This is a genomic window from Sphingomonas endolithica, from assembly GCF_025231525.1.
GTDB lineage: Bacteria > Pseudomonadota > Alphaproteobacteria > Sphingomonadales > Sphingomonadaceae > Sphingomonas > Sphingomonas endolithica.
This window is the reverse complement of the sequence record NZ_CP103057.1, coordinates 3,741,814-3,765,395: the sequence shown is the minus strand read 5'-3', so window position 1 is coordinate 3,765,395 and position 23,582 is coordinate 3,741,814. Positions and strand designations below refer to the sequence as shown.

Annotated in this window: 22 protein-coding genes; 10 read left to right on the top strand and 12 right to left on the bottom strand. The window is 66.1% G+C overall.

Annotation, left to right across the window (positions count from 1 at the left end; translation table 11 throughout):
• Positions 1 to 72: 72 nt before the first annotated feature.
• Both NV382_RS17905 and NV382_RS17900 read right to left on the bottom strand, forming a co-directional pair.
• Positions 73 to 858 (bottom strand): succinate dehydrogenase iron-sulfur subunit, encoded by a 786-nt coding sequence (locus NV382_RS17905; protein ID WP_260598133.1) that lies wholly within the window; start codon positions 856 to 858, stop codon positions 73 to 75.
• A gap of 90 nt (positions 859 to 948) precedes the next feature.
• Positions 949 to 1,269 carry an ArsR/SmtB family transcription factor gene (locus tag NV382_RS17900; protein ID WP_260598131.1) on the bottom strand — a complete coding sequence of 107 codons (321 nt, stop codon included), beginning with the start codon at positions 1,267 to 1,269 and terminating at the stop codon, positions 949 to 951.
• 119 nt (positions 1,270 to 1,388) lie between these two features.
• On the opposite strand from NV382_RS17900, the gene NV382_RS17895 reads away from it, so the two are divergent.
• Positions 1,389 to 2,138 (top strand): SDR family NAD(P)-dependent oxidoreductase, encoded by a 750-nt coding sequence (locus NV382_RS17895; RefSeq protein WP_260598130.1) that lies wholly within the window; start codon positions 1,389 to 1,391, stop codon positions 2,136 to 2,138.
• 171 nt (positions 2,139 to 2,309) lie between these two features.
• On the opposite strand, the gene NV382_RS17890 is transcribed toward NV382_RS17895, so the two are convergent.
• The 7 genes from NV382_RS17890 to sdhC form a co-directional block, all read right to left on the bottom strand.
• Positions 2,310 to 2,552 (bottom strand): DUF6894 family protein, encoded by a 243-nt coding sequence (locus tag NV382_RS17890; protein ID WP_260598129.1) that lies wholly within the window; start codon positions 2,550 to 2,552, stop codon positions 2,310 to 2,312.
• 106 nt (positions 2,553 to 2,658) lie between these two features.
• Complete coding sequence (gene creD / locus NV382_RS17885) at positions 2,659 to 4,062, bottom strand: cell envelope integrity protein CreD (RefSeq protein ID WP_260598128.1); 1,404 nt, start codon at positions 4,060 to 4,062, stop codon at positions 2,659 to 2,661.
• A gap of 111 nt (positions 4,063 to 4,173) precedes the next feature.
• Positions 4,174 to 4,737 (bottom strand): ATP-dependent Clp protease proteolytic subunit, encoded by a 564-nt coding sequence (locus NV382_RS17880; protein ID WP_260598127.1) that lies wholly within the window; start codon positions 4,735 to 4,737, stop codon positions 4,174 to 4,176.
• Positions 4,738 to 4,926: 189 nt separating this feature from the next.
• The gene (locus tag NV382_RS17875) at positions 4,927 to 5,913 is read right to left on the bottom strand and encodes a C13 family peptidase (RefSeq protein ID WP_260598125.1); all 987 of its coding nucleotides are present in this window, start codon (positions 5,911 to 5,913) and stop codon (positions 4,927 to 4,929) included.
• 254 nt (positions 5,914 to 6,167) lie between these two features.
• Positions 6,168 to 7,970 (bottom strand): succinate dehydrogenase flavoprotein subunit, encoded by a 1,803-nt coding sequence (gene sdhA, locus NV382_RS17870; protein WP_260598124.1) that lies wholly within the window; start codon positions 7,968 to 7,970, stop codon positions 6,168 to 6,170.
• Positions 7,970 to 8,356 carry a succinate dehydrogenase, hydrophobic membrane anchor protein gene (gene sdhD, locus NV382_RS17865; RefSeq protein WP_260598123.1) on the bottom strand — a complete coding sequence of 129 codons (387 nt, stop codon included), beginning with the start codon at positions 8,354 to 8,356 and terminating at the stop codon, positions 7,970 to 7,972. Before sdhD ends, sdhA begins: the two co-directional genes overlap by 1 nt.
• The gene (gene sdhC / locus NV382_RS17860) at positions 8,356 to 8,697 is read right to left on the bottom strand and encodes a succinate dehydrogenase, cytochrome b556 subunit (protein ID WP_260600470.1); all 342 of its coding nucleotides are present in this window, start codon (positions 8,695 to 8,697) and stop codon (positions 8,356 to 8,358) included. Before sdhC ends, sdhD begins: the two co-directional genes overlap by 1 nt.
• Before the next feature lie 299 nt (positions 8,698 to 8,996).
• Between sdhC and NV382_RS17855 the strand changes: the two genes are divergently transcribed.
• From NV382_RS17855 to NV382_RS17840, 4 genes are all read left to right on the top strand, one after another.
• A complete protein-coding gene (locus NV382_RS17855) occupies positions 8,997 to 10,304 on the top strand; it encodes a methyl-accepting chemotaxis protein (RefSeq protein WP_260600469.1) in 1,308 nt (435 codons plus the stop codon).
• A gap of 21 nt (positions 10,305 to 10,325) precedes the next feature.
• Positions 10,326 to 11,696, top strand: coding sequence for a methyl-accepting chemotaxis protein (locus NV382_RS17850; RefSeq protein ID WP_260598122.1), 1,371 nt, complete (start codon positions 10,326 to 10,328; stop codon positions 11,694 to 11,696).
• A 406-nt stretch (positions 11,697 to 12,102) separates the two neighbouring features.
• Entirely contained in the window at positions 12,103 to 12,801 is a 699-nt protein-coding gene (locus NV382_RS17845) for an SDR family NAD(P)-dependent oxidoreductase (protein WP_260598120.1), read from the top strand.
• Positions 12,791 to 13,741, top strand: coding sequence for a 50S ribosomal protein L11 methyltransferase (locus NV382_RS17840; RefSeq protein WP_260598119.1), 951 nt, complete (start codon positions 12,791 to 12,793; stop codon positions 13,739 to 13,741). Before NV382_RS17845 ends, NV382_RS17840 begins: the two co-directional genes overlap by 11 nt.
• Positions 13,742 to 14,081: 340 nt before the next feature.
• Here the strand turns inward: NV382_RS17840 and phhA are convergent, their stop codons facing one another.
• Complete coding sequence (gene phhA, locus NV382_RS17835; RefSeq protein WP_260598117.1) at positions 14,082 to 14,939, bottom strand: phenylalanine 4-monooxygenase; 858 nt, start codon at positions 14,937 to 14,939, stop codon at positions 14,082 to 14,084.
• A 44-nt stretch (positions 14,940 to 14,983) separates the two neighbouring features.
• On the opposite strand from phhA, the gene NV382_RS17830 reads away from it, so the two are divergent.
• Positions 14,984 to 15,688 (top strand): esterase/lipase family protein, encoded by a 705-nt coding sequence (locus NV382_RS17830; protein WP_260598115.1) that lies wholly within the window; start codon positions 14,984 to 14,986, stop codon positions 15,686 to 15,688.
• Between the two features lie 266 nt (positions 15,689 to 15,954).
• On the opposite strand, the gene NV382_RS17825 is transcribed toward NV382_RS17830, so the two are convergent.
• Together NV382_RS17825 and NV382_RS17820 are read right to left on the bottom strand one after the other, a co-directional pair.
• Complete coding sequence (locus NV382_RS17825) at positions 15,955 to 16,233, bottom strand: hypothetical protein (RefSeq protein WP_260598114.1); 279 nt, start codon at positions 16,231 to 16,233, stop codon at positions 15,955 to 15,957.
• 4 nt (positions 16,234 to 16,237) lie between these two features.
• Positions 16,238 to 17,299, bottom strand: coding sequence for a glycerophosphodiester phosphodiesterase (locus NV382_RS17820; RefSeq protein WP_418066707.1), 1,062 nt, complete (start codon positions 17,297 to 17,299; stop codon positions 16,238 to 16,240).
• A gap of 62 nt (positions 17,300 to 17,361) precedes the next feature.
• On the opposite strand from NV382_RS17820, the gene NV382_RS17815 reads away from it, so the two are divergent.
• The 4 genes from NV382_RS17815 to NV382_RS17800 all read left to right on the top strand — a co-directional run bounded on the left by NV382_RS17815 (position 17,362) and on the right by NV382_RS17800 (position 23,562).
• Positions 17,362 to 17,859 (top strand): 2Fe-2S iron-sulfur cluster-binding protein, encoded by a 498-nt coding sequence (locus NV382_RS17815; RefSeq protein ID WP_260598112.1) that lies wholly within the window; start codon positions 17,362 to 17,364, stop codon positions 17,857 to 17,859.
• Complete coding sequence (locus tag NV382_RS17810; protein WP_260598110.1) at positions 17,856 to 18,839, top strand: FAD binding domain-containing protein; 984 nt, start codon at positions 17,856 to 17,858, stop codon at positions 18,837 to 18,839. Before NV382_RS17815 ends, NV382_RS17810 begins: the two co-directional genes overlap by 4 nt.
• Before the next feature lie 124 nt (positions 18,840 to 18,963).
• The gene (locus NV382_RS17805) at positions 18,964 to 21,186 is read left to right on the top strand and encodes a xanthine dehydrogenase family protein molybdopterin-binding subunit (RefSeq protein ID WP_260598109.1); all 2,223 of its coding nucleotides are present in this window, start codon (positions 18,964 to 18,966) and stop codon (positions 21,184 to 21,186) included.
• A gap of 171 nt (positions 21,187 to 21,357) precedes the next feature.
• Positions 21,358 to 23,562: a xanthine dehydrogenase family protein molybdopterin-binding subunit gene (locus NV382_RS17800; RefSeq protein ID WP_260598107.1), complete on the top strand. Its 2,205-nt coding sequence runs from the start codon at positions 21,358 to 21,360 to the stop codon at positions 23,560 to 23,562.
• The last annotated feature ends 20 nt before the right edge of the window (positions 23,563 to 23,582 follow it).

Below are 23,582 nucleotides of genomic sequence, written 5' to 3'. Positions count from 1 at the left end.
GCGCCGCCCCGGATCGCCCGGCACCCCACGCTGGTTCCGCGGTGACGAACAGGGATCGAGCGGCACGGAAGGTCAAACCAGGCGTTCGACTTCCATCTTCTTGATCTCGGCGATCGCCTTGGCCGGGTTGAGCCCCTTGGGGCAGACATTGGCGCAGTTCATGATCGTGTGGCAACGATACAGGCGGAACGGATCCTCCAGTTCGTCGAGCCGCTCGCCGGTCATCTCGTCGCGGCTGTCGGCAAGCCAGCGATAGGCCTGCAACAGGATCGCCGGCCCCAGGAACTTGTCGCTGTTCCACCAATAGCTCGGGCACGATGTCGAGCAGCATGCGCACAGGATGCACTCGTACAGCCCGTCCAGCTGCTCGCGCTGTTCCGGCGTCTGCAGTCGCTCCTTGCCCGATGGCGGCGGGGTGACGGTCTGCAGCCACGGCTTGATCGAGGCATATTGCGCGTAGAACAGCGAGAAATCGGGGACGAGGTCCTTGATCACTTCCATGTGCGGCAGTGGCGTGATGGTGATGTCACCCTTGACGTCGTCGATCGCGGTGGTGCAGGCCAGGCCATTGCGGCCGTCGATGTTCATCGAGCACGACCCGCAGATGCCCTCACGGCACGAGCGGCGGAAGGTCAGCGAGCTATCCTGCTCCGACTTCATCTTGATCAGCGCATCGAGCACCATCGGCCCGCACGAATCCTGATCGATCTCGAACGTGTCGTAGCGCGGGTTCTCGGCCGTATCGGGATCGTAGCGATAGACCTTGAAGTTCTTCACGCGTTTCGCGTCCGCGTCGGCCTTGTGGACCTTGCCCTTCTTCGTCACGACACTGTTCTTGGGCAACGAGAATTCGGCCATGCTCTGCGGTTCCTGCGGCGAATATGTACGCAGGTGCAGCTATGCCTCCAGCCCCTTCAGCGCAACCCCTGACCACCCTTCCAGGCCATGTTATGCCGGGCGATTGGCCAATACGCTGTCGAGCAGGCCGGGAAAGCGCGCGTCGAACTGCGCGCGGCGCAGCGTGTTGATCATCTCGCGCCCGGCCGATTTCGTCTCGACCAGCCCGGCATTGCGCAAGATCCTGAAATGGTTGGAGATGGTGCTTTTGGGCACAGGCTCGCACGGGCTCGCCGCGGTGCAGTTGAGATCGTGCCCCAGATCGAGCTTGGCGACCATGATCAGCCGCACCGGATCGGATAGCGCGTGGAGCGCCGCGGCCAGGCTGACATCGGCAAGATTGGGATGAACGAAGCTCGCCATTACAGTCATATAGGGGCAGGCTCCTCAGTTTAATAGTTCGGTATTATTGAACTGTTGGAAGCAGCTTCCCAGATGGCTTTCTGCCGACAGCGCACGATGCGTGGCCGCGGGCAGACGGAGTGACGACAATGACTGACACAGGGAGATTATCGGGCAAGCGCGCGCTGGTAACCGGCGGCTCGCGCGGCATCGGCGCCGCGATCGCCACGCGGCTGGCGGCCGACGGCGCCGATGTCGTGATCACCTATGCCGCCGCCGCCGATGCGGCGCAGAGCGTGGTCGATGCGATCCGCGCAAGCGGGCGCAAGGGCGAAGCGATCCAGGCCGACGGTGCCGATCCGGTCGCCCAGACCGCGGCATTCGATGCAGCGGCGAAGGTCCTCGGCGGAATCGATATCGTGGTGCACAATGCCGGCTTCGGCATCTTCACGCCGGTCAGCGAGGATACGCCCGACAATCTGCGCCGACAGCTCGCGCTGAACGTGGAGGGCGTTCATTCGGGCACGATCGCCGCACTGCCGCACATGCCGGATGGGGGACGCATCATCATCATCGGCAGCATCAGCGGCCACACCGCGCCGTTCCCCGGCTCGGCGACCTATAGCGCGACCAAGGCGGCGGTGACCGGGCTGGCGCTCGGCTGGGCGCGCGACCTGGCACCCCGCAAGATCCTGGTCAACGTCGTGCAGCCCGGCCCGATTGCCACCGACATGAACCCGCTCGACGGCCCTTACGCCGAGATGTTGGTGCCGACGATCCCGCTCGGCCGCTACGGCGAGGCAAAGGAAGTGGCCGCGCTGACCGCATTCCTGGCGAGCGACGAATCGTCGTTCATCACTGGCTCCACGATCGACATCGACGGCGGCATGTCGATATAATTGCCGCAACCGAGCAGTCGCTTGGGATTCCCAAGCGACTGCTCGGCAAACCTGGCTGACGGTGGGTTTGCAGCACCCGCGGTCACCCGTCTATTCTCGCTTATGCGCCACGCGCTACGCAGCTGCCCCACCCAGTCGAACGCCGCCAACCAACTACCGGCGACCTGCCGCCTACATACCCGAAACCGTCACCGCATCCTTGAACGGGATCAACAGCAACGTCTCGCCATCGCGATCGGTCACCCGGATATTGCAGCTGAGGCACAGCTTGCCGCTGAGTACCTCGGCGGCCATGATATCGCGTGCTGCCGCGATGGCCTTCGCCCGGGCGGCATCGAGATCGGCCACCTCCTGCCCCTCGACATCGCCGGTCACGGTCCCGCACTCGTTCAGCTCGAAAAACAGTCTAGCCATCGGCCATGATAGCGCGCGAACGCGCGGTACGTTGCGTTACTTGATTCATTTTAGCATCATTTATTCCGCCCGGTCTCCGCGAGAAGACCGGGCGGCCCCGCAGGGATCAGCTCGTAAAAGGATGCTCGGTCGGCGGCACCCGGCCGCCCCAATCGAGCCCCCGGGTAAGATACATCACCGCCGCCAGCGCCGCGAACAGCAGCAACGATCCGATCAGCAACGAATAGGCCTCCAGGCTGAGCAGCACATAGAGCACTCCGTACAAGGCGGTGAGCAGCCCCGCGATATAGGTCGCCCGCCGCCAGCTGCCGAGCACCGCGGACGAATAGGCCGTCAGCAAGCCGATGATTGCCGCTGCCGCCAGGCAATAAGCCGGCGTGAAGCCGGTCACCTCGGCAAAGGCCAGCAACAGCACGAAGAACAACACCAGTCCGGCGCCGACCAGCAAATATTCCACCGCCGTCACGCGCACGCCGCCGATCACGTCGAACATCAGGAACGCAACGAAGGTAAAGCCGATGAACAGGAAGCCGTATTTCACGCTGCGATTGACCTGGCTGTAGAGGTCGACCGGCGTAACGAGATCGACGCGCGCCTCGTAATCGCCAGGCGTCGCGGCCAGTGAATCGACACCGCGGGCATTGTACGGCGTCGCCTGCTCCGCTTTGTCCTGCTCGGTACCGACCAAGGCGCGACCGAGCGCGAGATTGCCCACACGCCAGGTGGCGCTGAAGCCCTTGTCGTCGACGCGGCGGGTAGCTGGCAGGAAGCCGCCGGTGAAGCTCGGGCTCGCCCAAGTCGAGCTGACCGTCCAGCGTGTATCCCCCGCTTGGGGCAACAGCGACAGCCAGCCATTGCCGCGAAAGGCATAGTCGAAGCTGACAGCGATCGGCGCCTGCTGCAGCGCGCCGGCATCGAGCCAAGTGAAGAAGCCCGAACCGCCGACTTCGCTCGGCCCTTTGCCCGGTTGCAGCGCCAGCCGCCGGTCGTCGATCGTCACCGAGGGCGGCGGACCGAACAGGCCGCGCGCATCGCGCAACCCGAAGCGCAACTCGGCCCGGTTCAGCGTGAGTTGATCGAGCCCGACGCCGAAGCGCTGCAGGTCGGCCGGCATGGCGAAGCGCGCAGTGCCGGTGTTGCGCGCCTCGTACACCACCGCATCGTAGATCGAGCGGCTGCGGCGTTCCGGCTTCAGTTCCGATCGGATGTCGGCGGAAACCGGCGCGATGGTCAGTTCGCGCCACACCATATTGGTCTTGACCACCTGCTTGCCGTTTTCGGTCACCGTCTCGCTAACCTGCTCGCTATAGGGGATGACCAGCACCGGCCCGGCGATCGTCTGCGGCCCACCCCAGCCCTCGACGATCGAGGATCGCGCCGTCTCCGACTGTGACTGGCGATCATAGACCAGCAGGTAGACGGCAAAGAGCGGGATCGCGAGCAATGCGCCGATCAGGATCGCGAACAGCAGTTTGCGCCCCGGCGGACGTTCGGTGACATGGTCGGACATGATACTCCCCTAAGGTTGTGGAGAGTATCGGCTAAGGCGCGGCCGAGCGAAAGGCCAAAGCTGTTGGCGTGGAATGTCGGTGCAGGATCCGTGCAGACGGCGCACGGACGGTCAGATCACGTCAAGCACCAACCCCAGGTCGCGCGCTTCCTCCGCCTCGATATACCAATTGGCCGGCGCCTTTTCGCGCAGATCGCCGAAATCGACGTTGCTGCCCCGCACGATATCGCGAAAGCCCTCCTCCTCGATCAGGATCGACTGCTCGACTTCGTGCAGCGCCGCCTTGATCGACGCGACCATCATGCGCAGCGGCCCTTCCAGGTTGATCTGCTTGGAGATCTTGCGCTCGTGGATCATCAACCGCGTCCGACGCGTCAGGAAGCGGCGATCGACCGGGAACGCGGCCATGAACGTGGCACCGGCCGAATAGACCGCGACCTTGCCCAGGAACAGGATTTCGCGGCCGTCATGCTCCTGCAGCAGCCGAATATCGTCGGCCATCGTGCGCGCGACTTCCGGATCGCCGCCGAGCGTTGTCAACGCAACCACCAACGTACCCTCGAGCGGACACGCGTCGAGCTGGCTGCGGAAGTTCTGGTACATGAGCTGATCGACCGTGCCCGACAGGCGGATGTGCGGCTTGGCGAGAAGCGGATATTTGATTTCCTGCGGCATGCGCGCTGGAACCCTGAAAATGAACCAAGGTTCCGAGCCTTTTCAGGCCGCGCGTTTCCAGGCGCAGCCGCTCCCCGGCGAAGGCCGGGGCCCAGTCGAGGAGCAGACGTAACGTGCGCCGCGCCTAGTTACCAAAACCTGTCCGCCGTGGCCCTTCGCCTGCGCCGGGGAACACCGCCCGATCCCGCTTTACTGCCCGTCGAGCAACGACACCGCCGGCCGCCCCACCGGCGCACTCGCAACCGTCGGTCCGCGCTTATCGAGCGCCGCCAGCCAGCCAGCAGTCCCGGCCCCAATCGACACCTGCGGCTGCGAGGGCTCCAGTTTGCCGCGCTGCTCCCACGTCGTGATCAGCCCCACCGCCTCCTCGCCCGCCGCCGCGATCGGCTGCGGCTTGCGCAGCGCATGGTTGATCAGCGCATCGCCGAAAAAGGTCCAGTCGCTATCCGCCTGACACCCGAACGAGGTGCGATCCGCCGCCGCCGCGGTGATGACCACGCTGTCTTCGCTCGCCAGCAGCGGCACGAACACGCCGGCATAGCAGGCGCTGATCAGCAGCATGCGCCGCTGGATGCCAAGCGCGCCGAGCATCGTCCACAGCCGCCGCGGCGAGATCATCCCGAAGCCCTGATCGCCGTCATTATAGACGATGCCCATCGGCGCGCCGTGGCTGGTAGTGTAGAGCACCAGCACATCCTCGCGGCGGTCCATCACCTCGGCGATGCGGGCGAGCGCCAGCGCGATATTGTCCGGCGAGCCGCGCGGCAGCATGCTGTCCCCGCTGCCATCGCTCCCCGCCATGACGATCGTCCGACCGGCGGCATCATACCGCGCCGACAACACGCGCCCCGCCTCGCGCGCCTCGCGCCCGAACACCGGATCGCTGTCGAGCGCGACCGCGAGCACATAGGCATCGACCACGCCCTTGCGCTGCGGCTGCAGGCCGCCGAGCGCGCGATCGATGCGGCGATGCTCGGCCAGCAGCCAGCCGGCCGTCCGGTCGCGCTCGGACGTAAGGCCGAGATCGGCCAGATGCGCGGATTGCTCGGGCGTGACCTCGGCGTAGAAAGGCGGTGCCTCGGTATGCTGCGGCGGCTGGTACGTCGATTGCGCCGCCCCGACCGCAGCGATCCCCGCCACCACCACACCCGTCACGATCCGCCGGAACAACTGCATCGACACGCCCCCTTGGGTCACGATGTCGGGTCGCACCCAGTGCCTGTCAAGCGGTCGGGGATCCCCGCCGCCGTCACCCCGGACTTGTTCCGGGGTCCACCGTTCCGCACGCTATGCGCCAGACGCACTATGCTCATCGCAAGCAGCTTGGTGGGCCCCGGAACAAGCCCGGGATGACGGATTGCGAGGTGGCATACCGGGTTGCCAAACGCATTGAAGCGCGAAGCTTCCCCCCCGCTACTGTCGTCGTCCGCTCAGTACACCCGCTTCTTCGGCTTGATATACTCGACATCGTCGGTCAGCGTGTAATCGTGCACCGGACGCGTGCCGAGCGTGCTGGTGCCGCCCTTCCCACCCCAGCCATCGAACGTCACCGTCGAGTGCACCATCCATTCCGCATCGTTGCGGTCGGGATAATCCTCGTTGACGTGGGCGCCGCGGCTTTCGGTCCGGTTGGCAGCGGATTCCACCGTGGTCACCGCCTGCGCCATCAGATTGTCGAGCTCCATCGTCTCGACCAGATCGGTGTTCCAGATGAGCGAGCGATCGGTGATGCCGATATCGCCAAGCTGCGCATAGGTCGCGCCGATCTTGGTGCGGCCTTCGCCCAGCAGCGCATTGTCGCGGAACACCGCGCAATGCTTCTGCATCGTGCGCTGCATGTCGAGACGCAGGCCCGCCGTGGTGGCGCTGCCCTTGGACTGGCGGAAGTGATCGAGCCGGCCGAGCGCGAACTCGTCGGCGGCCTTGACCACCGGATCGTGCGGCGTGCCCGGCTTCATGATCTCGGCGATGCGCTTGCCGGTCGCACGGCCGAACACCACGAGATCGATCAGCGAGTTGGAGCCGAGCCGGTTGGCGCCGTGCACCGACACGCACGCCGCTTCGCCGACCGCGAACAGGCCGGGGACGACCGCGTCGGGATCGCCATCCTTCAGATGGACCACTTCGCCGTGATAATTGGTCGGGATGCCGCCCATGTTGTAATGCACGGTCGGGGTGACCGGCAGCGGCTGGCGCGTGAGATCGACCCCGGCAAAGACCTTGCCCGTCTCGGTGATGCCCGGCAGCCGCTCGTGCAGCACCTTGGGATCGATATGGTCGAGATGCAGCCAGATATGGTCGCCATTGTTGCCGACGCCCCGGCCTTCGCGCATCTCCATCGCCATCGATCGCGAGACCACGTCACGCGACGCCAGATCCTTGGCCGACGGGGCATAACGCTCCATGAAGCGCTCGCCTTCGGAATTGGTCAGATACCCGCCCTCGCCGCGCGCACCCTCGGTGATCAGCACGCCCGCGCCGTAGATGCCGGTCGGGTGGAACTGGACGAACTCCATGTCCTGCAGTGGCAGGCCGGCGCGCAGCACCATCGCATTGCCGTCGCCGGTGCAGGTATGCGCCGAGGTCGCCGAGAAATAGCAGCGGCCATAGCCGCCGGTCGCCAGCACCACTTGGTGCGAGCGGAAACGGTGGAGCGAGCCGTCGTCCATGCACAAAGCGATCACGCCCTTGCACACGCCGTTCTCCATGATCAGGTCGATCGCGAAATATTCGACGTAGAAGTCTGCGTCGTACTTCAGGCTCTGCTGGTACAAAGCGTGCAACATGGCATGGCCGGTACGATCGGCCGCCGCGGCGGTGCGCTGTACGGGAGGCCCCTCGCCCATGTTCTGCATGTGGCCGCCGAACGGACGCTGGTAGATCGTGCCGTCATCGTTGCGGCTGAATGGCACGCCGGCATGTTCCAGCTCGTACACTGCGGCCGGCGCCTCGCGCACCATATATTCGATCGCGTCCTGGTCGCCCAGCCAGTCCGACCCCTTGACGGTGTCGTACATGTGCCAGGTCCAGTGATCGGGCGAATTGTTGCCCAGGCTCGCGGCGATGCCACCCTGCGCGGCGACCGTGTGGCTGCGCGTCGGGAACACCTTGGTGATGCAGGCCGTCTTCAGGCCGTTCTGCGCGCATTCCATAACCGCGCGGAGGCCTGAGCCCCCGGCACCAACGACCACCGCGTCGTAGACATGGTCGATGATCTTGTACGCTTCGGCCATTATTTAGGGACCCCGATGAACGCGACCTTGAGGATCGAGAAGATGGCGACCCCGGCGGCCGCAAAGGTGAAGAAGTTGAGCAGGATCATCAGCATCACGCGGCTCTGGCCATGCTGGTAATCCTCGATCACCACCTGCAGCCCGAGCCGGAAGTGGTAGAACACGCTGAAGATAAGCAGGATCAGCGGGATTGCCACCCATGCCGACGACAGCCACAGGCGCAACGCCGCATAATCATATGACGGGACGTGCGCGACCGCGAGCATGAACCACAGCATCAGGAACAGGTTGCCACCCGCGGTCAGCCGCTGGTGCCACCAATGCCCGGTGCCCTGCTTGGCACTGCCCAGGCCGCGGACGATGCCGATCTTGGTGCCCGTACCCATCAGTTCTTCCCCATCGTCAGATACGCCCAGTACAGGATCGTCGCGGTCAGCGAGAAGGCAAAGGTCGCCCAGGCGCTCATCCGGTTGCCCTTCAGCTCGTAATTCGCGCCGACATCCATGAAGAAGTGGCGCACGCCGCTCGCCATGTGCTGGAACAGCGACAGCGTCAGCCCGATGCCGAACAGATAGCCGAGCGGCGCCCAGCTGCCGGTGAACCACGACCAGAAATAATCATGCGCTTCCTTGCCCGCGGCAAGCGCTGCCAGCCACCAGACCAGCAACGCAGTGCCGACCGTCGCCATCCCGCTGCCGGTCGCGCGGTGCACGATCGACACGACCATGTTGATCGGCCACTTTACGTGCATCAAATGGGGGCTGAGCGGGCGGGTCGATGGTCGGGTGGCCAAGGGGCAGATCCTCTAGCAGGCCCCTGAACGGGACGAAGCCCGACCTATTAGTCGGCATGCGCGGTGATGCAAGCGTTGCGACGCGGCCGCTTTCGCCTTCTAACCCCCTCTTAACCAAATCGGCTGTAGACGAACGCGGGAACAGCCGGCGTACACCCGGTGCCTCATCCGGAGTGACATCCTTGCTCGACCAGACCCTACCCGTGCCCGGAACGATCGCAGCGACGATCGACATGCAGGCGCGGCTGCGCGCCTTCGATTTCGACGGCACGCTGGAGGAGCGCGGCCGGACCGTCTGGGCGATCCTGGAGCCCCACGGCGAGGCCCTGGCCGGCGCCTTCTGGGAGCAATGGCGCCGCGCCAGCCCCGGCGCACGCGACTGGCAGCCGCATGAGGAAGCCAAGATGCTGCAACTCGGCGCCACCTATCTGCGCAATCGCTTCTGCGACGTCAGCGGTCGCGCCTGGGTCGAATCGATGGAGCGCTCGGTCGCCTCGGGCTATGCCGCCGGCGCCTCGCCGATGGCCCTGCTGTCGATGACGTGCGCCAGCGACCGCGCCGCGATGGCCGTCCTGCTACGCGAAGTCCCGGCCGACGATCCGCGCCTGCCCGACTTCATCGATACCGTGTTGCGGCTCAGCGGCCTGGAAAGCGACATCACGGTCGAGATCTACAGTGCCTTCCGCCAGCATGCCGCACGGCGCGAACGCGACCAATTGGCCAGCGAGTTCCGCGATGGCATCGCCACGATGGTGGAAGATGCCACCGACGAGAGCGCGGTGCTGCGCAAGCAATCGCTGCACACCTCCAGCGCCGCGCGCGGCATGCTGGGCAAGACATCCGAAGTCGCCGCCGCCGCCGAGCAATCCGCCGTCGCCATGCGCGAGGCGGCGCACACCGCCGCCGGGCTGATCCGCGCGATCGAGGATGCGCGGATCGAAGTGGATGCCGCGCGCGAGATCGCCACCCGCGCCTCCGGCCAGGCCGGCGTCGCGGTCGGGATGTCCGAGGCGCTGAGCGATCACGCCAAGTCGATCGAATCGATCCTGGGGCTGATCCGCGACATTGCCGGCCAGACCAACCTACTCGCGCTCAACGCCACGATCGAGGCGGCGCGTGCCGGCGACGCCGGACGCGGCTTTGCAGTGGTGGCGCAGGAAGTGAAATCGCTAGCCAACCAGACCGCGCGCGCCACCGACGACATCGCCGCCAAGATCGCTGCGATCCAGTCCGCCACCCGCTCGACCGTCGATACCAATGCCGGGATCAAGGCGACCGTCGCCGAAGTGCAGGAAAGCGCCAACCGCATCCGCTTCGCCATGGAGGCGCAGGCGCAGACGGTGACCGCGATCACCGCGGCCGTGGACGAAACGGCGCTCGCCGCCGATTCGATGTCGAATACGATCGCGGCGATTCGCGAGGACACCGAAAGCGTGGCATCGGAGATCGACACGGTCGGCCGCGGCTTCGATTCGCTCGAAGGCCGGCTGGGAACACTCAAGAACAGCGCGGGCGAATTCGTCGCCAAAGTTGCTGCATGAGGCGGATGAGGGGATGATCGGATGCCACAAAGCGAGCCAGGCATGCTCGGCGGCTGGAGCGGCGGGGCACGGTCGGCAGCGGCGCGCGTCGCCGATTACGATTGGGACGGCAGCATCGCCGATGCCGCGGCGGAGATCGCCCGGCTGACCGCGGGATCGGAAGCTACGATCTCGGGCAGCTTCTGGGACTATTATCTGTCGCTACCCGTCACCGCACACCTCGTGCCCCTGTTCGATACCGCGCTGCGCGCCAAGCGCGTCGCCAAGAGCGCGCTGTATACCCGCGTCAAATATGCCGAACCGTTCGGCGATGCGTGGATGATGATGGCCATGGGTCATGCGAGCCAAGCCTATGAGGCCGACATACCGCTCGCTGCCCTGCTCTCCTCGCTCAGTTTCGCGCATAGCGAGACATTGAAGATCGTGGCGGAGAAGCTCGGCGACGATGCCGCGCGTATCCGGAAACTGGCCGACGTCATCCAGCGCCTGGCCCAGGTCGAAGCCGACGTGATGAGCACGCATCTGGGCAAGCGCGATGCACAGCGCGCGCAACAAGCGCGGGCCAAGCGCACCGACCGCTTCCGCGCCGAGATCGGTGAATCGATCGACGGCACGGCAAGCCTCGGCCTGCGCATCCGCGACCAGGCGCATGGTGCATCCACCTCGACCCGCGGCATGTTCGGCAAGACCTCGCAAGTGGCGTCCGCCGCCGAGCAATCGGCCGTCGCCATGCGGGAGGCGGCGCAGATCGCCTCCGGGCTGATCCGGGCGATCGAAGACGCGCGCCATGAGGTGGAAGCCGCGACCGAGATCGCCGGCCGCGCCTCGACCCAGGCCGGCGAAGCGGTCGGCATGTCGGAGACGCTGAGCGAGCATGCCAAGTCGATCGAATCGATCCTCGGCCTGATCCGCACCATCGCCGGCCAGACCAATCTGCTCGCGCTGAACGCGACGATCGAGGCGGCGCGTGCCGGTGATGCCGGACGCGGCTTTGCCGTCGTCGCGCAGGAAGTGAAGAGCCTGGCCAACCAGACCGCGCGCGCCACCGACGATATCGCCGCCAAGATCGCGGCGATCCAATCCGCCACCCGCTCGACCGTCGCCACCAACGCCTCGATCAAGGAAACCGCGGCGGAGGCGCAGCATTCCGCCGATCGCATGCGCCGCGCGATGGAAGTGCAGGCACGCACCGTCACCGCCATCACCGCCGCCGTGGACGAAACCGCGTTGGCTGCCGATTCGATGTCCACCACCATCGCCATGATCCGCGAGGATACCGAAGGCGTGGCGAGCGAGATCGACCTGCTGGAACGCGATTTCGGCGCCGTGAACGATCGCCTCGGCAGCCTGAAGGAAGCGGCGGATCGCTTTTCGGAGCATGAAGCCGCTTGATGGAACGTGATGCGAGGTCGTTGTGCGACGCATGCTCCCGCTCCCGCTCCCGCGTCCCGCGCCCGCCGTCCGCCCCACCCTCCGTTCGTCCTGAGTAGCCATCGAGTAGCGTACCGAGAAGGCGTATCGAAGGACAGGCGCGCGCTCTAGGTGCTCCGATACAAGCTATCGAAAAACGTTAGGTCGACTCGCTCTAATCCTCCCCCGCCAGGGGGAGGTGGCACGCGCAGCGTGACGGAGGGCGCGGTAAGTGACGTACTCTGTTGGAGACGCCGCCGCTTACCTCCCCCTCCGCCCCTTCGGCGGCACCCCCCCTGGCGGGGGAGGATGTGGATAGCGATCCAAGTAGTTTCAGCCCCATCGCAGTGCTGGCGCCACGCTGCCCCACGCGATATGCCCCGCCCCCATGACCAACATCCTCCTCACCGGCAGCAGCCGGGGCATCGGCGCGGCGATCGCAAAGGCGCTCGATTTGCCTGACGTCGCGCTCGTCGGCCACGGCACGACCAGCGGCATTCCCGCCGACTTCAGCGATCCCGCAGCACCGCAGGCGCTATGGCAGTCGGCGCTGGATCGGCTCGATGGCCGGATCGACGTGCTGATCAACAATGCCGGCGTGTTCGACGCCAACCCGCTCGATCGTCCGCACGACGAATGGGTCGCCGAATGGGAGCGCACGATGCGCATCAATCTTACCGCCTCGGCCGAATTGTGCCGCCTGGCGGTGGCGCATTGGCAGCAGCGCCACGCCCCCGGCCGCATCGTCAACATCGCCAGCCGCGCCGCCTATCGCGGTGATTCGCCCGCGCACTGGCATTATGCCGCGTCCAAGGCCGGCATGGTGGCGATGACCAAGAGCATCGCCCGCGGCTATGCCGCCGAGGGCATCCTGGCCTTTGCGATCTGCCCGGGCTTCACCATGACCGGCATGGGCGAGGATTACCTCGCCAGCCGCGGCGGCGACAAGTTGCTCGCCGACATCCCCCTGGGCCGGGTCGCCCAGCCCGAGGAGGTAGCAACCGCCGCGAAATTCCTCGCGCTGGAGGCGCCACCCTCGATGACCGGCGGCGTGATCGACGTGAACGGGGCAAGCTATGTCCGCTAACCCGCCGATCGAATCCTGGAAAGTCACCCTGCCCTGCACGCGCGCGGAAGCCGAAGCAATCGACGCCGCCGACGATCTCGCGATCGACGCGGTGATCATGACCACCGAGACGGTCGAGGACGATGTCGAGACCTGGCGCCTCGATGCCTATAGCGAGCAAGAACCCGATGCCGCGATGATCGCCGCGCTCCAGGCCCTGGTGCCGAGCGCCGGCGACTCCCAGCCGCAGATCGAACCGCTGGTCTCCGAGGATTGGGTGGCGATGAGCCAGGCAGGGCTCGAACCGATCGCCGAGGGCCGCTTCGTCGTCCACACCAGTGCGCACCCGGTCGAGGCCCCCGCGGGCGGCCGCACCTTCCTGATCGACGCCGGCAACGCCTTCGGCACCGGTCATCACGCGACCACCAGTGGCTGCCTGAAGATGCTCGACGGCCTCGCCGACCACCGCTTCGCGAACGTCATCGATATCGGCACCGGCACCGGCCTGCTCGCCTTTGCCGCTGCACACCTCTGGCCGGCGGCGGCGATCATGGCGACCGACATCGACCCGGCGGCAGTGCAAGTCACGCGCGAGAATGCGGTCGCGAACAGCGTCGCCGGCATCGACCTGATCGTCGCCGACGGCGCACTCGCCGACGCGATCACCGCCCGCGCGCCCTATGACCTCGTCATCGCCAACATCCTCGCCGGCCCGCTCGTCTCGATGGCGCCCGAGATCGCGGCCGTTGCGGATGCCCGCGCGACGATCATCCTCGCCGGTCTGCTCGACACGCAACGCGACCAAGTCGTGGCCGCGTTCGAAGCCTGCGGCTGCACGCTGGAAGTAACCGACCGCCGCGGCGACTGGACCATCCTGAAGCTGACCGCGGGCGCGACGCGCTACGTGCCCGACCGCCCCTTCGATCCCAAGGGCCGCGACGGCTGGGCGCTGGATATCTGACCTCATTCCGTCACCCCGGCCTTGAGCCGGGGTCCAGCTTTTTCTTCCACGGCTTGACGAGCGAGGTGGGCCGCACCTTCCCCGTTCGTCCTAAGGTGCCCCTTCGACTGCCTGCAAGGGCAGGCGCTCAGGACAGGCATCGAGTAGCGCGAAGCGCGTATCGAGAGGGCGTATCGAAGGACAGGGGATACCGCGCTCCATCAGTGCTTCGATACGAGCCCTCGATACGGCCTGCGGCCTACTCGGTCTCTACTCAGCACGAACGGGTAAAAGTCAGATCATCAAGCCCTCGATTTGGTGCAAGGCCGCCGCCCCCCAGACGGGGCCAGATAACGACAGCTCACCCCTTCGACAGCGCATATTCCTGCGTCCCGCGCGTCATCAGCGCGTCCTCCGGCAGCACCTCCGCCACCGCGATATCCGGCAGCGCCTTCAGTTCGGCGTAGAGCGGCGCGAAGTCCGTCTCCACCGTCAGGCGCAGCAGTTCGTCGAAGCTCGGGATGACGAAGTAATTCTGCTGAAAATCGTCAATCCGATATTCCGTGCGCATCACCCGCGCCAGATCGAAGGCGATGCGGTTGGGGCTCGGATCGTCCAGCGCAAAACGCGACTCCGCAAAGCTGGAGACAATCCCCGAGCCGTAGATGCGCAGGCCCTCGGGCTCCGCGATCAGCCCGAATTCCACCGTATACCAATATAACCGGCCGAGATATTTCAGCGCATCAAGCCCCAATGCGCGCTGCCCGCCCTTGCCATATGCCTCGAGATAATCGGCGAACACCGGATCGGCGAGCATCGGCACATGGCCGAAAACGTCGTGGAACACGTCCGGCTCCTGCAGGTAATCGAGCTGGTCGGGCCGCCGGATGAAATTGCCCGCGACGAAGCGGCGATTGGCCATGTGATCGAAGAACACGTCGTCCGGCACCAGCCCCGGCACCGCGATCACCTGCCACCCGGTCAGCTTCATCAGCCGTTCGGACAATTCCTCGAAATCGGGAATGCCGGGCTTGCTGAGCTTGAGCACGTCTAGCCCGCGCAGATAGGCGTTGGAAGCGCGCCCCGGCAGCAGTTTCGCCTGCCGCGCGAACAACGTGTCCCAGGTCGCATGCTCCTCGGGCGTATAGTGCGACCAATCCTGCGGGATCGACCAGTCGGCGCTGGGGGCGGTTGCGAGAACGTGCGTATCGTGAGCCATGAATGTGTCATATCACACCCAGCATGGTGCAGGAAACAACCCCCGTGCGCGATCGGCGCGCGCCCTCCAAGCTGCTCTGGGCGGCCGAGCTGCCGCGCGCGGCGCTGACCGTGATGTCGCTGATTCGCGCCCGCGCTTCGCTGGCGGATCTGCCGCGCGGCGATGGCCGCCCGATCCTGCTGCTGCCCGGCCTGTTCAATGCCGATCGCTCGAACTTCGTGCTGCGCCGTTACCTGAACGATCTCGGCTATCGCGCGGAAGGCTGGGGGCTCGGCCGCAACACCGGCGTGCGCGTGGTCGGGCCGGAAGCGGAGCGGCTGTTCGACCGGATCCGCGCGCTCCATGCCGAAACGGGGCAGCCCGTCACGTTGATCGGCATCAGCCTCGGCGGCATCATGGCGCGCCTCGCCGCACAGCGCCTGCCCGGCATGATCCGTGAGGTGATCACCGTCAGCTCGCCCTTTGCCGGATCGCCCCGCGCGACCAACGTCTGGCGCGCGTTCGAATGGTTCACCGGCGAACGGATCGACAGCGACGCGGTCCGCCGGCGCAGCGCCGAAGCCGCCGCTCCGCTGCCGGTGCGCTCGACCGCGATCTGGAGCCGCAGCGACGGCCTGGTCAACGGCCGCATCTGCCGCAGCGACGGCGACCCCCTCGCCCGCGACATCGAGATCAGGTCGGGCCATCTCGGCGTCCAACTCCACCCGCAAACCCTGCGCGCAATCGCCGGGATATTGGGACAGCAGTAGCAACCCGGCCGAGCATAGACCGTCACCCCGGACTTGGTCCGGGGTCCACCGTGCCGCACGCTCTGTCCCGGATGCACTATCCTCACCGAAAGCCACTTGGTGGACCCCGGAACAAGTCCGGGGTGACGGTCGGAAACTCAAAGTGCGCGCGCCATCTGCTCCCCGGCGAAGGCCGGGGCCTAGTCGGAAAGGTCGCAGTGACGATGCGCAGCGACAATTACCCCCTGCGCCACGCCTGGACCCCGCCCTCCGCCGGGGACTGCCGATCAATCGTCCCGCGGCTGCCCAGCCCGATACCCATCATACGTCCCACACGCCGCCGGATCCTTGCGACACGCTTTCTCCGCCTTCTTCCGCTCGCGCCCCTCACGCTCCTCGGCCTTGCGCATCTTCTTGCCGTAATTGCGATCGGCCTCGGACTGGCTCGTGGTGGTCCAGTCGACGCCCTTGCTCACTACCTTCACAGGCGCGGTGACGACGCTCGCCACGGTGCTGACGCAGCCGCTCAACACCAGAGGCAGCAGGGCAAGACAATATCGACGCATGGCTTCAATCCTTGTTCGCGGCGGCACGCGCCTCGACACCGATTGCCGGAAAATCGGTGAAGAAGCCATCCACGCCCATCTCGACATAGCGCGTGATTTCGGCGGAAACACGGCCATGCCCGCGCGGGTTGATCCCAATCCAGGCGGACTTGGGCAGGAAGAAGTTCTCGGCGCGGAACGTCCAGGGATGGACGCGCAGGCCCGCCACGTGCGCCGCGGCGATCAACGTGCCGTCCGATGCCATGGCGATGTTCGGGCCGATCCCGTAGGCATAAGCCGCGACCGCCTTCAGCCCCTCGGGCGTGGTCATCGCGGCATAGCTTGGCGCCGCGCCATCGGCCGGCGCGCCCTTGGCATCCATCAACTGGATCAGCCGCACCTGCGTCATGCCCTTCAGCCGCTTGAGATTGTCCACCTCAAACGACTGGATGAACACCGGCGCGTCGGCACTGTCCCACCCGGCCGCCTTCAACTGTGCCACCAGCCGCGCCTCCATCGGATGGCCGATCCCGGCGAAATAGCTCGGATGCTTGGTTTCCGGATAGATGCCGACCTTGTGCTGCTTGGCCAACGCGATCACCTCTGCCAATGTCGGCACCTCGAACTGCCCGTCATATTGCACGTTGTTCGGGCGCAGCAGCGGCAGCCGCTCCTTGGCGCGCAGCGTCTTCAGCTCGGCCAGCGTGAAATCCTCGGTGAACCAGCCGACATGCTTCTCGCCATCGATGATCTTGGTCGCCCTGCGCGCGGCGAACTCGGCATGCTTGGCGACATCGGTCGTATCGGTGATGTCGTTCTCGTGCCGCGCGACGAAAACGTCGTCCTTGGTCAGCACCAGGTCCGGCTCGATGAAGTCCGCGCCCTGCTCGATCGCGAGCGTGTAGGACGCGATGGTATGTTCCGGCCGGAGCCCGCTAGCGCCGCGATGCGCGATGACGATCACCGGGGACAGGCTCTTCTGCTTTGCGATCGGCGGCTTGGGCATATCCGTCTCCTGCGCCTGTACACTGCCCGCTGCCAAGAGCACCGCGGCCAGCACAGCCACTTTGTTGATAACGATTGTCATTTGGAAACCATCCTAGTCGCACGCGTTGGGGCCAAGAATTCGGTAAAGACAGGGGCATCTGCATGCACTTCACGATCAACGGCCAGTCCCATGAGGTCGAGCCGGACATCCGCACGTCGGTGCTCGATCTCTTGCGCGAACATGTCGGGTTGACCGGCAGCAAGAAGGGCTGCGATCACGGGCAGTGCGGTGCGTGCACCGTGTTGATCAACGGCCGCCGGGTCAATTCCTGTCTCACGCTGGCGGTGATGCATCAGGATGATGACATTACGACGATCGAGGGCCTGGGCACGGCGGACAATTTGAGTCCGATGCAGGCCGCGTTCGTCAAGCATGACGGCTATCAGTGCGGCTATTGCACGCCGGGGCAGATCTGCTCGGCGATGGGTATGCTCGACGAGGTCAAGAAGGGCTGGGGCAGCCATGTCAGCGCCGACCTCACCAACCCCGAGCTGACCGACGAAGAAATTTCCGAGCGCATGAGCGGCAACATCTGCCGCTGCTCGGCCTATCCCAACATTGTCGATGCTATTCGTGAAGTCGCAGGAGCCGACGCATGAAGACGTTCGATTACGCCAAGGCCGATAGCCCTGAGGCCGCCGTCCACGCCGTCACCCTGGGCACCAAGTTCATCGCCGGCGGCACCAACCTGCTCGACCTCATGAAGCTGCAGATCGAGACGCCCGACAAGCTCGTCGACATCTCCCGCCTCGATCTCGCCCAGATCGAACAGCGTGAGGATGGCGGCCTGACGATCGGCGCGCTGGTCCCCAACAGCGATCTCGCCGCCGATCCCCGCGTGGTCGAGAAATATGCCGTGCTCAGCCGCGCTTTGCTCGCCGGCGCGTCCGGCCAGTTGCGCAACAAGGCCTCGACCGGTGGCAACTTACTCCAGCGAACGCGCTGCTATTATTTCTACGACACCGCCATGCCGTGCAACAAGCGTGAGCCCGGCACCGGCTGCTCGGCGATCGGCGGCTTCAACCGCATCCTCGCCGTGCTCGGCACCAGCGAGCATTGCATCGCCACCCACCCCAGCGACATGGCCGTCGCGATGCGCGCGCTCGACGCCACGATCGTCACGCTCAAGGTCGATGGCGACCGCCGCCGCATCTCGATCCACGAATTCTACCGCCTGCCCGGCGATACGCCGCAGATCGAGACCGTGCTCGAACCCGGCGAACTGATCACGCATATCGAGCTGCCCGCCCCGCCCAAGGGCAACCAGATCTACCGCAAGGTCCGCGACCGCGCCTCCTATGCCTTCGCGCTCGTCTCGGTTGCCGGCATACTCTCGGTCGAGACCGGCAAGATCGCACATGCCTCGCTCGCCTTCGGCGGCCTTGGCCCGATGCCGTGGCGCGATCCGGCAGTCGAAGCCGCATTGATCGGCCAGGCGCCGTCGGAGGCCGTGTTCGAGGCCGCCGCCACCGCTTTGCTCGCCGATGCGCAAGGCTATGGCAGCAACGACTTCAAGATCCCCCTCGCCCGCCGCGTGCTCATCGCCTGCCTGCGCGACCTAACCGGCACGCGCGCATGACGTCGCGCCATCCTTCTTGTTCTCCCGCGAAAGCGGGAGCCCAGGAGTCGCGAGCGCTGTCCTCCGTAACCCTGGGCTCCCGCGTGCGCGGGAGAACAGCAAGGTTCGATGAAAGAACCCACCCATGAGCACCACCACCAGCCTCAAGATGAGCAAGCCGGTCGAAACCAGCCTGCTCGATAGCGGCGTCCAAGGGCTGATCGGCCAGGCGCTCACCCGCACCGAAGGTCCGCTCAAGGTGTCCGGCACCGCCACCTACGCCGCCGAATACGACATCGAAGGCCTGTGCTACGGCGTCCTTGTCGGCAGCGATTTCGGCCGCGGCAAGATCACGCGTGTCGATGCCGAGAGCGTGCGCGACATTCCTGGCGTGATCGACGTCGTGACCGATTTCAAGACCTTCGCCCGCAACCCGCAGCAAGGCGGCGAGACCAAGGCGCCTACGCAAGGCGTCGAGGACGTGCATTATTTCGGCGAGATCATCGCCATCGTTCTCGGCGAGACGCTGGAGGCGGCGCGCGATGCCGCCACCCGCCTGGTGGTCGAACATGAACCCGCTGAAGGTCGCTTCGATTTCGAGACGCTCAAGCACCAGAAGGAAACCCCGCCGCCAAGCGAGACCAAGCCGCATTTCAGCCAGGGCGACCTCACCCAGGCGATGGCCGAGGCGCCGGTGTTCGTCGACGAGATCTGGACCACGCCGAGCCAGAACAGTGCGGCGATGGAGCTCCATGCCAGCATCGCCCGCTGGAACGATGACGGCTCGCTCGATGTCTGGGGCTCCTACCAGATGCCGTCGTCGGACAAGCAGCAGCTTGCCCAGGCGCTCGGCGTCAGCCAATCGAAGGTGCGCATCGTCTCGCGCTATGTCGGTGGCGGCTTCGGCTCGAAGCTCGGCATCGCGCCCGAAGCGATCGCCGCTGCCATCGCCGCGCGCCAGCTGAAACGCCCGGTAAAATGCGTGATGGAGCGCCAGCAGGTCTTCGACGCCACCGTCCGCCGCACCAACACCGAACAGCGCCTCCGGCTCGGTGCCACCAGGGACGGCAAGCTCACCGCGATCGGCCACGATTCGGTGATGGGCCAGCTGCCCGACGAGAGCTATTTCGAGCCGGTCGGCGTCTCCACGCACTTCCTCTACGCCGCCGAAAATCGCCAGATCAATCACGACGTGGTGCGAATGGACCTGCTCCTCGCCGGCTCGATGCGCGCACCGGGCGAAGCCGTCGGCATGCTGAGCCTCGAAGGCGCGATGGACGAACTGGCCGAGAAGCTCGGGATCGATCCGATCGAGCTGCGCCGCATCAACGAGCCCGAGCTGGATCCGGAACAGGACGTGCCCTTCTCCACGCGCCAGCTGATCCACTGCCTCGATGAAGGTGCGGCCAAGTTCGGCTGGGACAAGCGCGCCGCGCCCGGCACGACGCGCGACGGCGAATGGCTCGTCGGCATCGGCGTCGCGGCGGCCGCGCGCAGCAACACGCTGATGAAATCCGCCGCGCGCGTCTCGATCGATGCCACCGGCAAGGCGACGGTCGAGACCGACATGACCGATATCGGCACCGGCACGTACACCATCCTCGGCCAGATCGCCGGCGAACTGCTCGGCCTGCCGCTCGACCGGGTCGAGGTGAGGCTCGGCGACACCAATTCCCCGCCGGGCGCCGGTTCGGGCGGCTCGTGGGGCGCCGGCTCCAGCGGCTCGTCGGTTTATCTCGCCTGCGAAAACCTGCGCGAGCAGCTCGCCAAGCAGATGAACGTCGATCCGCACGCCATGACGCTCAAGGACGGCTACGTCACCGCCGACAATCGCCGCGTGCCGCTCACCGATCTGGTCGGCGACGGGATTACCGCCGAGGGCGAGATTGCCCCCGGCGCGCAGGAGACCGCCACCCGCCAGGCGAGCTTCGGCGCGCATTTCGCCGAGGTCGGCGTCAACGCCACCACCGGCGAAGTCCGCGTCCGTCGGATGCTCGGCGTCTTCTCCGCTGGCCGCATCCTCAACGCCACCACCGCCCGCTCGCAATTCCTTGGCGGCATGACCTTCGGCATCGGCGCCGCACTGACCGAGGAACTGGTCCACGATCCGCGCAACGGCAAGCTCGTCAATCGCGATCTCGGCGAATATCACGTGCCGGTGAATGCCGATGTGCCACAGATCGACGTCATCATGCTCGACGAGCGCGACGTCCACGCCAACCCGCTACACGCCAAGGGCTTGGGCGAACTCGGCATTTGCGGCGCCGGCGCGGCTATCGCCAACGCGGTGTATAATGCCTGTGGCGTTCGCGTCCGCGACTACCCACTTACGCTCGACAAGATCCTCGCCGGCCTGCCGCCGGTGTGAGGTCAACAAGACTTCTTCTAGTTCCCCGGCGAAGGCCGGGGCCCAGTCGGGAAACAGTCGTCATCATGCGTTGCGCGCCGTAACTTCTGACATCGCGACTGGACCCCGGCCTTCGCCGGGGAAGCACGACAGGTGCGGCACGATCAACGCGCAATCGTTCGGGGAATACTAATGGCCGACTACAAGATGGACGCCGATCACCCCGGCACCGCAATGGCGCGCGGCGTGCAGGGCGTGCTCGGCAAGGGCCTCGACCGTGTCGAGGGCGCGCTCAAGGTCACCGGCGCGGCCACCTATGGCTACGAACACAGACAAGACAACGTCGCCTACGGCTTCCTGATCACTGCCCCCGCCGCCAAGGGCAAGGTCACCGGCTTCGATACGGATATCGCCCGGTCGTTGCCCGGCGTGCTCGACATCATCGTCGACGATCCCCGTATCCCGCGCCAGGCCGCCGCGTTCGGCCCGGCCCATGCCGGCAACGAAGAGATCGACCATTACGATCAGGTGCTGGGCGTCGCGGTGGCGGAAAGCTTCGAGGCCGCCCGCGCCGCCGCCAAGGCAGTGACCGTCCATATCGCGCCCGAGCAGGGCCGCTTCGACACGATGGCCAATGTTGCCAAGGCCGGGGGCCCGCCAAGCGACGCCCGCCTGCAGGATGTCGAAAAGGGTGATATCGATGCGGCCATGGCCGACGCCGCGGCCAGCATCGATCAGGTCTATACCACCCCGCATCAGGTTCATGCCGCGATGGAGCCGCATGCCTCGATCGCCTCGTGGCAGGGCGACCAGTTGACGGTCCACTCCAGCCTGCAGATCCTGAAGGTCGCCAAGCAGGTCCTGGCAAAATCGCTCGGCGTGGCAGCAGATCAGGTGCGCCTGCTGTCGCCGTATGTCGGTGGCGGCTTCGGCGGCAAGATGCTCGGCCCCGACGCCGTCCTCGCCGCGATCGCCGCGCAGAAGATCGGCCGTCCGGTCAAGATCGCGATGGCGCGCCAGCAATTGTTCCACAACGTCTACCGCCGCACCGACACGCACCAGCGCCTCCGGCTCGCCGCCGACCAGGACGGGCGGCTGACCGCGGTCGGCCATGACAGTGTCGTCAGCCAGGGCCCGGACGGCGGCTTCATGGAGCCGGTCGCGCTAGGCACGATCTCGCTCTACGACGCGCCGGTCCGCAAGATCAGCCACAAGATCGTCACGCTCGACATGGTCATGGCCGGCGCGGTCCGCGCGCCCGGCGAAGCCGTCGGAATGCTCGCGCTGGAAACCGCGATCGACGAACTTGCCGAGAAATGCGGCCGCGATCCGATCGATTTCCGCAAGTTGAACGAACCCAAGGTCGATCCGATGAACGGCGCGCCGTTCTCGACCCGCGGGCTGGTCGAGTGCCTCGATTGGGGCGCCGAGAATTTCGGCTGGGGGCGGCGTAGCCCTACACCGGGGCAGACGCGCGACGGCGAATGGCTGATCGGCATGGGCGTCGCCGCCGCCGTGCGCATCAACCTGATGATGGATTCCGAAGCCCGCGTCACCTTGTTGCCCGACGGCCGCGCCCGCGTCGAAACCGACATGACCGACATCGGCACCGGTAGCTACACGATCCTCGGCCAGATCGCGGGAGAAGCGCTCGGGCTGCCGCTGCACTACATCGACGTCGTGCTCGGCGACACCGATCTGCCCCCCGCCGCGGGTTCCGGCGGCTCGTTCGGCGCGGCCAGCGCCGGCTCCTCGGTGGCGCTGGCCTGCGAGGACATCGTCGCCACGCTCGCGCGGCGGATGGACACGGCGCCGGAGGACATGACGCTGAAGGATGGCCACGCAATCGCCGGCAACCGCCGCGTGCCGCTGGACGAACTGGTCGGTGACGCCCCGCTCGTCGGCAACGGCAAGATCAGCCAGGGCAGCAACGCCAAGACCTACAGCCAGGCGGCGCACGGCGCGCAATTCGCCGAGGTGGCGGTCAACGCCACGACCGGCGAGGTGCGCATGCGCCGCATGCTGGGCGTGTTCGAGGCCGGCCGCATCCTCAACGCCAAGACCGCGCGCAGCCAGGCGATCGGCGGGATGATCTGGGGCATCGGCTATGCGCTGATGGAGGATGCCGTGCTCGACCGGCGCACCGGCCAGTTCGTCAACCAGGATCTGGCGGAATATCACGTCCCCGCGCACGCCGACGTGCCGCATCTCGACGTGCATTTCATCGAGAGGATCGACGAGCATGCCAACCCGATCGGCGTGAAGGGCCTGGGCGAACTGTCCATCTCCGGCGCCGGCGCCGCGGTCACCAACGCGATCTACAACGCCTGCGGGGTCAGAGTACGAGACTTCCCACTGACCCTGGACAAGATCCTGGCGGGCTTGCCGCCAGTCTAACCCGTCACCCCGGACTTGTT

Coding starts and splice junctions, on each gene's coding strand:
- NV382_RS17905 (WP_260598133.1), bottom strand. CDS start 858: ATGGCCGAATTCTCGTTGCCCAAGAACAGTGTCGTGACGAAGAAGGGC.
- NV382_RS17900 (WP_260598131.1), bottom strand. CDS start 1,269: ATGACTGTAATGGCGAGCTTCGTTCATCCCAATCTTGCCGATGTCAGC.
- NV382_RS17895 (WP_260598130.1), top strand. CDS start 1,389: ATGACTGACACAGGGAGATTATCGGGCAAGCGCGCGCTGGTAACCGGC.
- NV382_RS17890 (WP_260598129.1), bottom strand. CDS start 2,552: ATGGCTAGACTGTTTTTCGAGCTGAACGAGTGCGGGACCGTGACCGGC.
- creD (WP_260598128.1), bottom strand. CDS start 4,062: ATGTCCGACCATGTCACCGAACGTCCGCCGGGGCGCAAACTGCTGTTC.
- NV382_RS17880 (WP_260598127.1), bottom strand. CDS start 4,737: ATGCCGCAGGAAATCAAATATCCGCTTCTCGCCAAGCCGCACATCCGC.
- NV382_RS17875 (WP_260598125.1), bottom strand. CDS start 5,913: ATGCAGTTGTTCCGGCGGATCGTGACGGGTGTGGTGGTGGCGGGGATC.
- sdhA (WP_260598124.1), bottom strand. CDS start 7,970: ATGGCCGAAGCGTACAAGATCATCGACCATGTCTACGACGCGGTGGTC.
- sdhD (WP_260598123.1), bottom strand. CDS start 8,356: ATGGGTACGGGCACCAAGATCGGCATCGTCCGCGGCCTGGGCAGTGCC.
- sdhC (WP_260600470.1), bottom strand. CDS start 8,697: ATGGTCGTGTCGATCGTGCACCGCGCGACCGGCAGCGGGATGGCGACG.
- NV382_RS17855 (WP_260600469.1), top strand. CDS start 8,997: ATGCAGGCGCGGCTGCGCGCCTTCGATTTCGACGGCACGCTGGAGGAG.
- NV382_RS17850 (WP_260598122.1), top strand. CDS start 10,326: ATGCCACAAAGCGAGCCAGGCATGCTCGGCGGCTGGAGCGGCGGGGCA.
- NV382_RS17845 (WP_260598120.1), top strand. CDS start 12,103: ATGACCAACATCCTCCTCACCGGCAGCAGCCGGGGCATCGGCGCGGCG.
- NV382_RS17840 (WP_260598119.1), top strand. CDS start 12,791: ATGTCCGCTAACCCGCCGATCGAATCCTGGAAAGTCACCCTGCCCTGC.
- phhA (WP_260598117.1), bottom strand. CDS start 14,939: ATGGCTCACGATACGCACGTTCTCGCAACCGCCCCCAGCGCCGACTGG.
- NV382_RS17825 (WP_260598114.1), bottom strand. CDS start 16,233: ATGCGTCGATATTGTCTTGCCCTGCTGCCTCTGGTGTTGAGCGGCTGC.
- NV382_RS17820 (WP_418066707.1), bottom strand. CDS start 17,299: ATGACAATCGTTATCAACAAAGTGGCTGTGCTGGCCGCGGTGCTCTTG.
- NV382_RS17815 (WP_260598112.1), top strand. CDS start 17,362: ATGCACTTCACGATCAACGGCCAGTCCCATGAGGTCGAGCCGGACATC.
- NV382_RS17810 (WP_260598110.1), top strand. CDS start 17,856: ATGAAGACGTTCGATTACGCCAAGGCCGATAGCCCTGAGGCCGCCGTC.
- NV382_RS17805 (WP_260598109.1), top strand. CDS start 18,964: ATGAGCACCACCACCAGCCTCAAGATGAGCAAGCCGGTCGAAACCAGC.
- NV382_RS17800 (WP_260598107.1), top strand. CDS start 21,358: ATGGCCGACTACAAGATGGACGCCGATCACCCCGGCACCGCAATGGCG.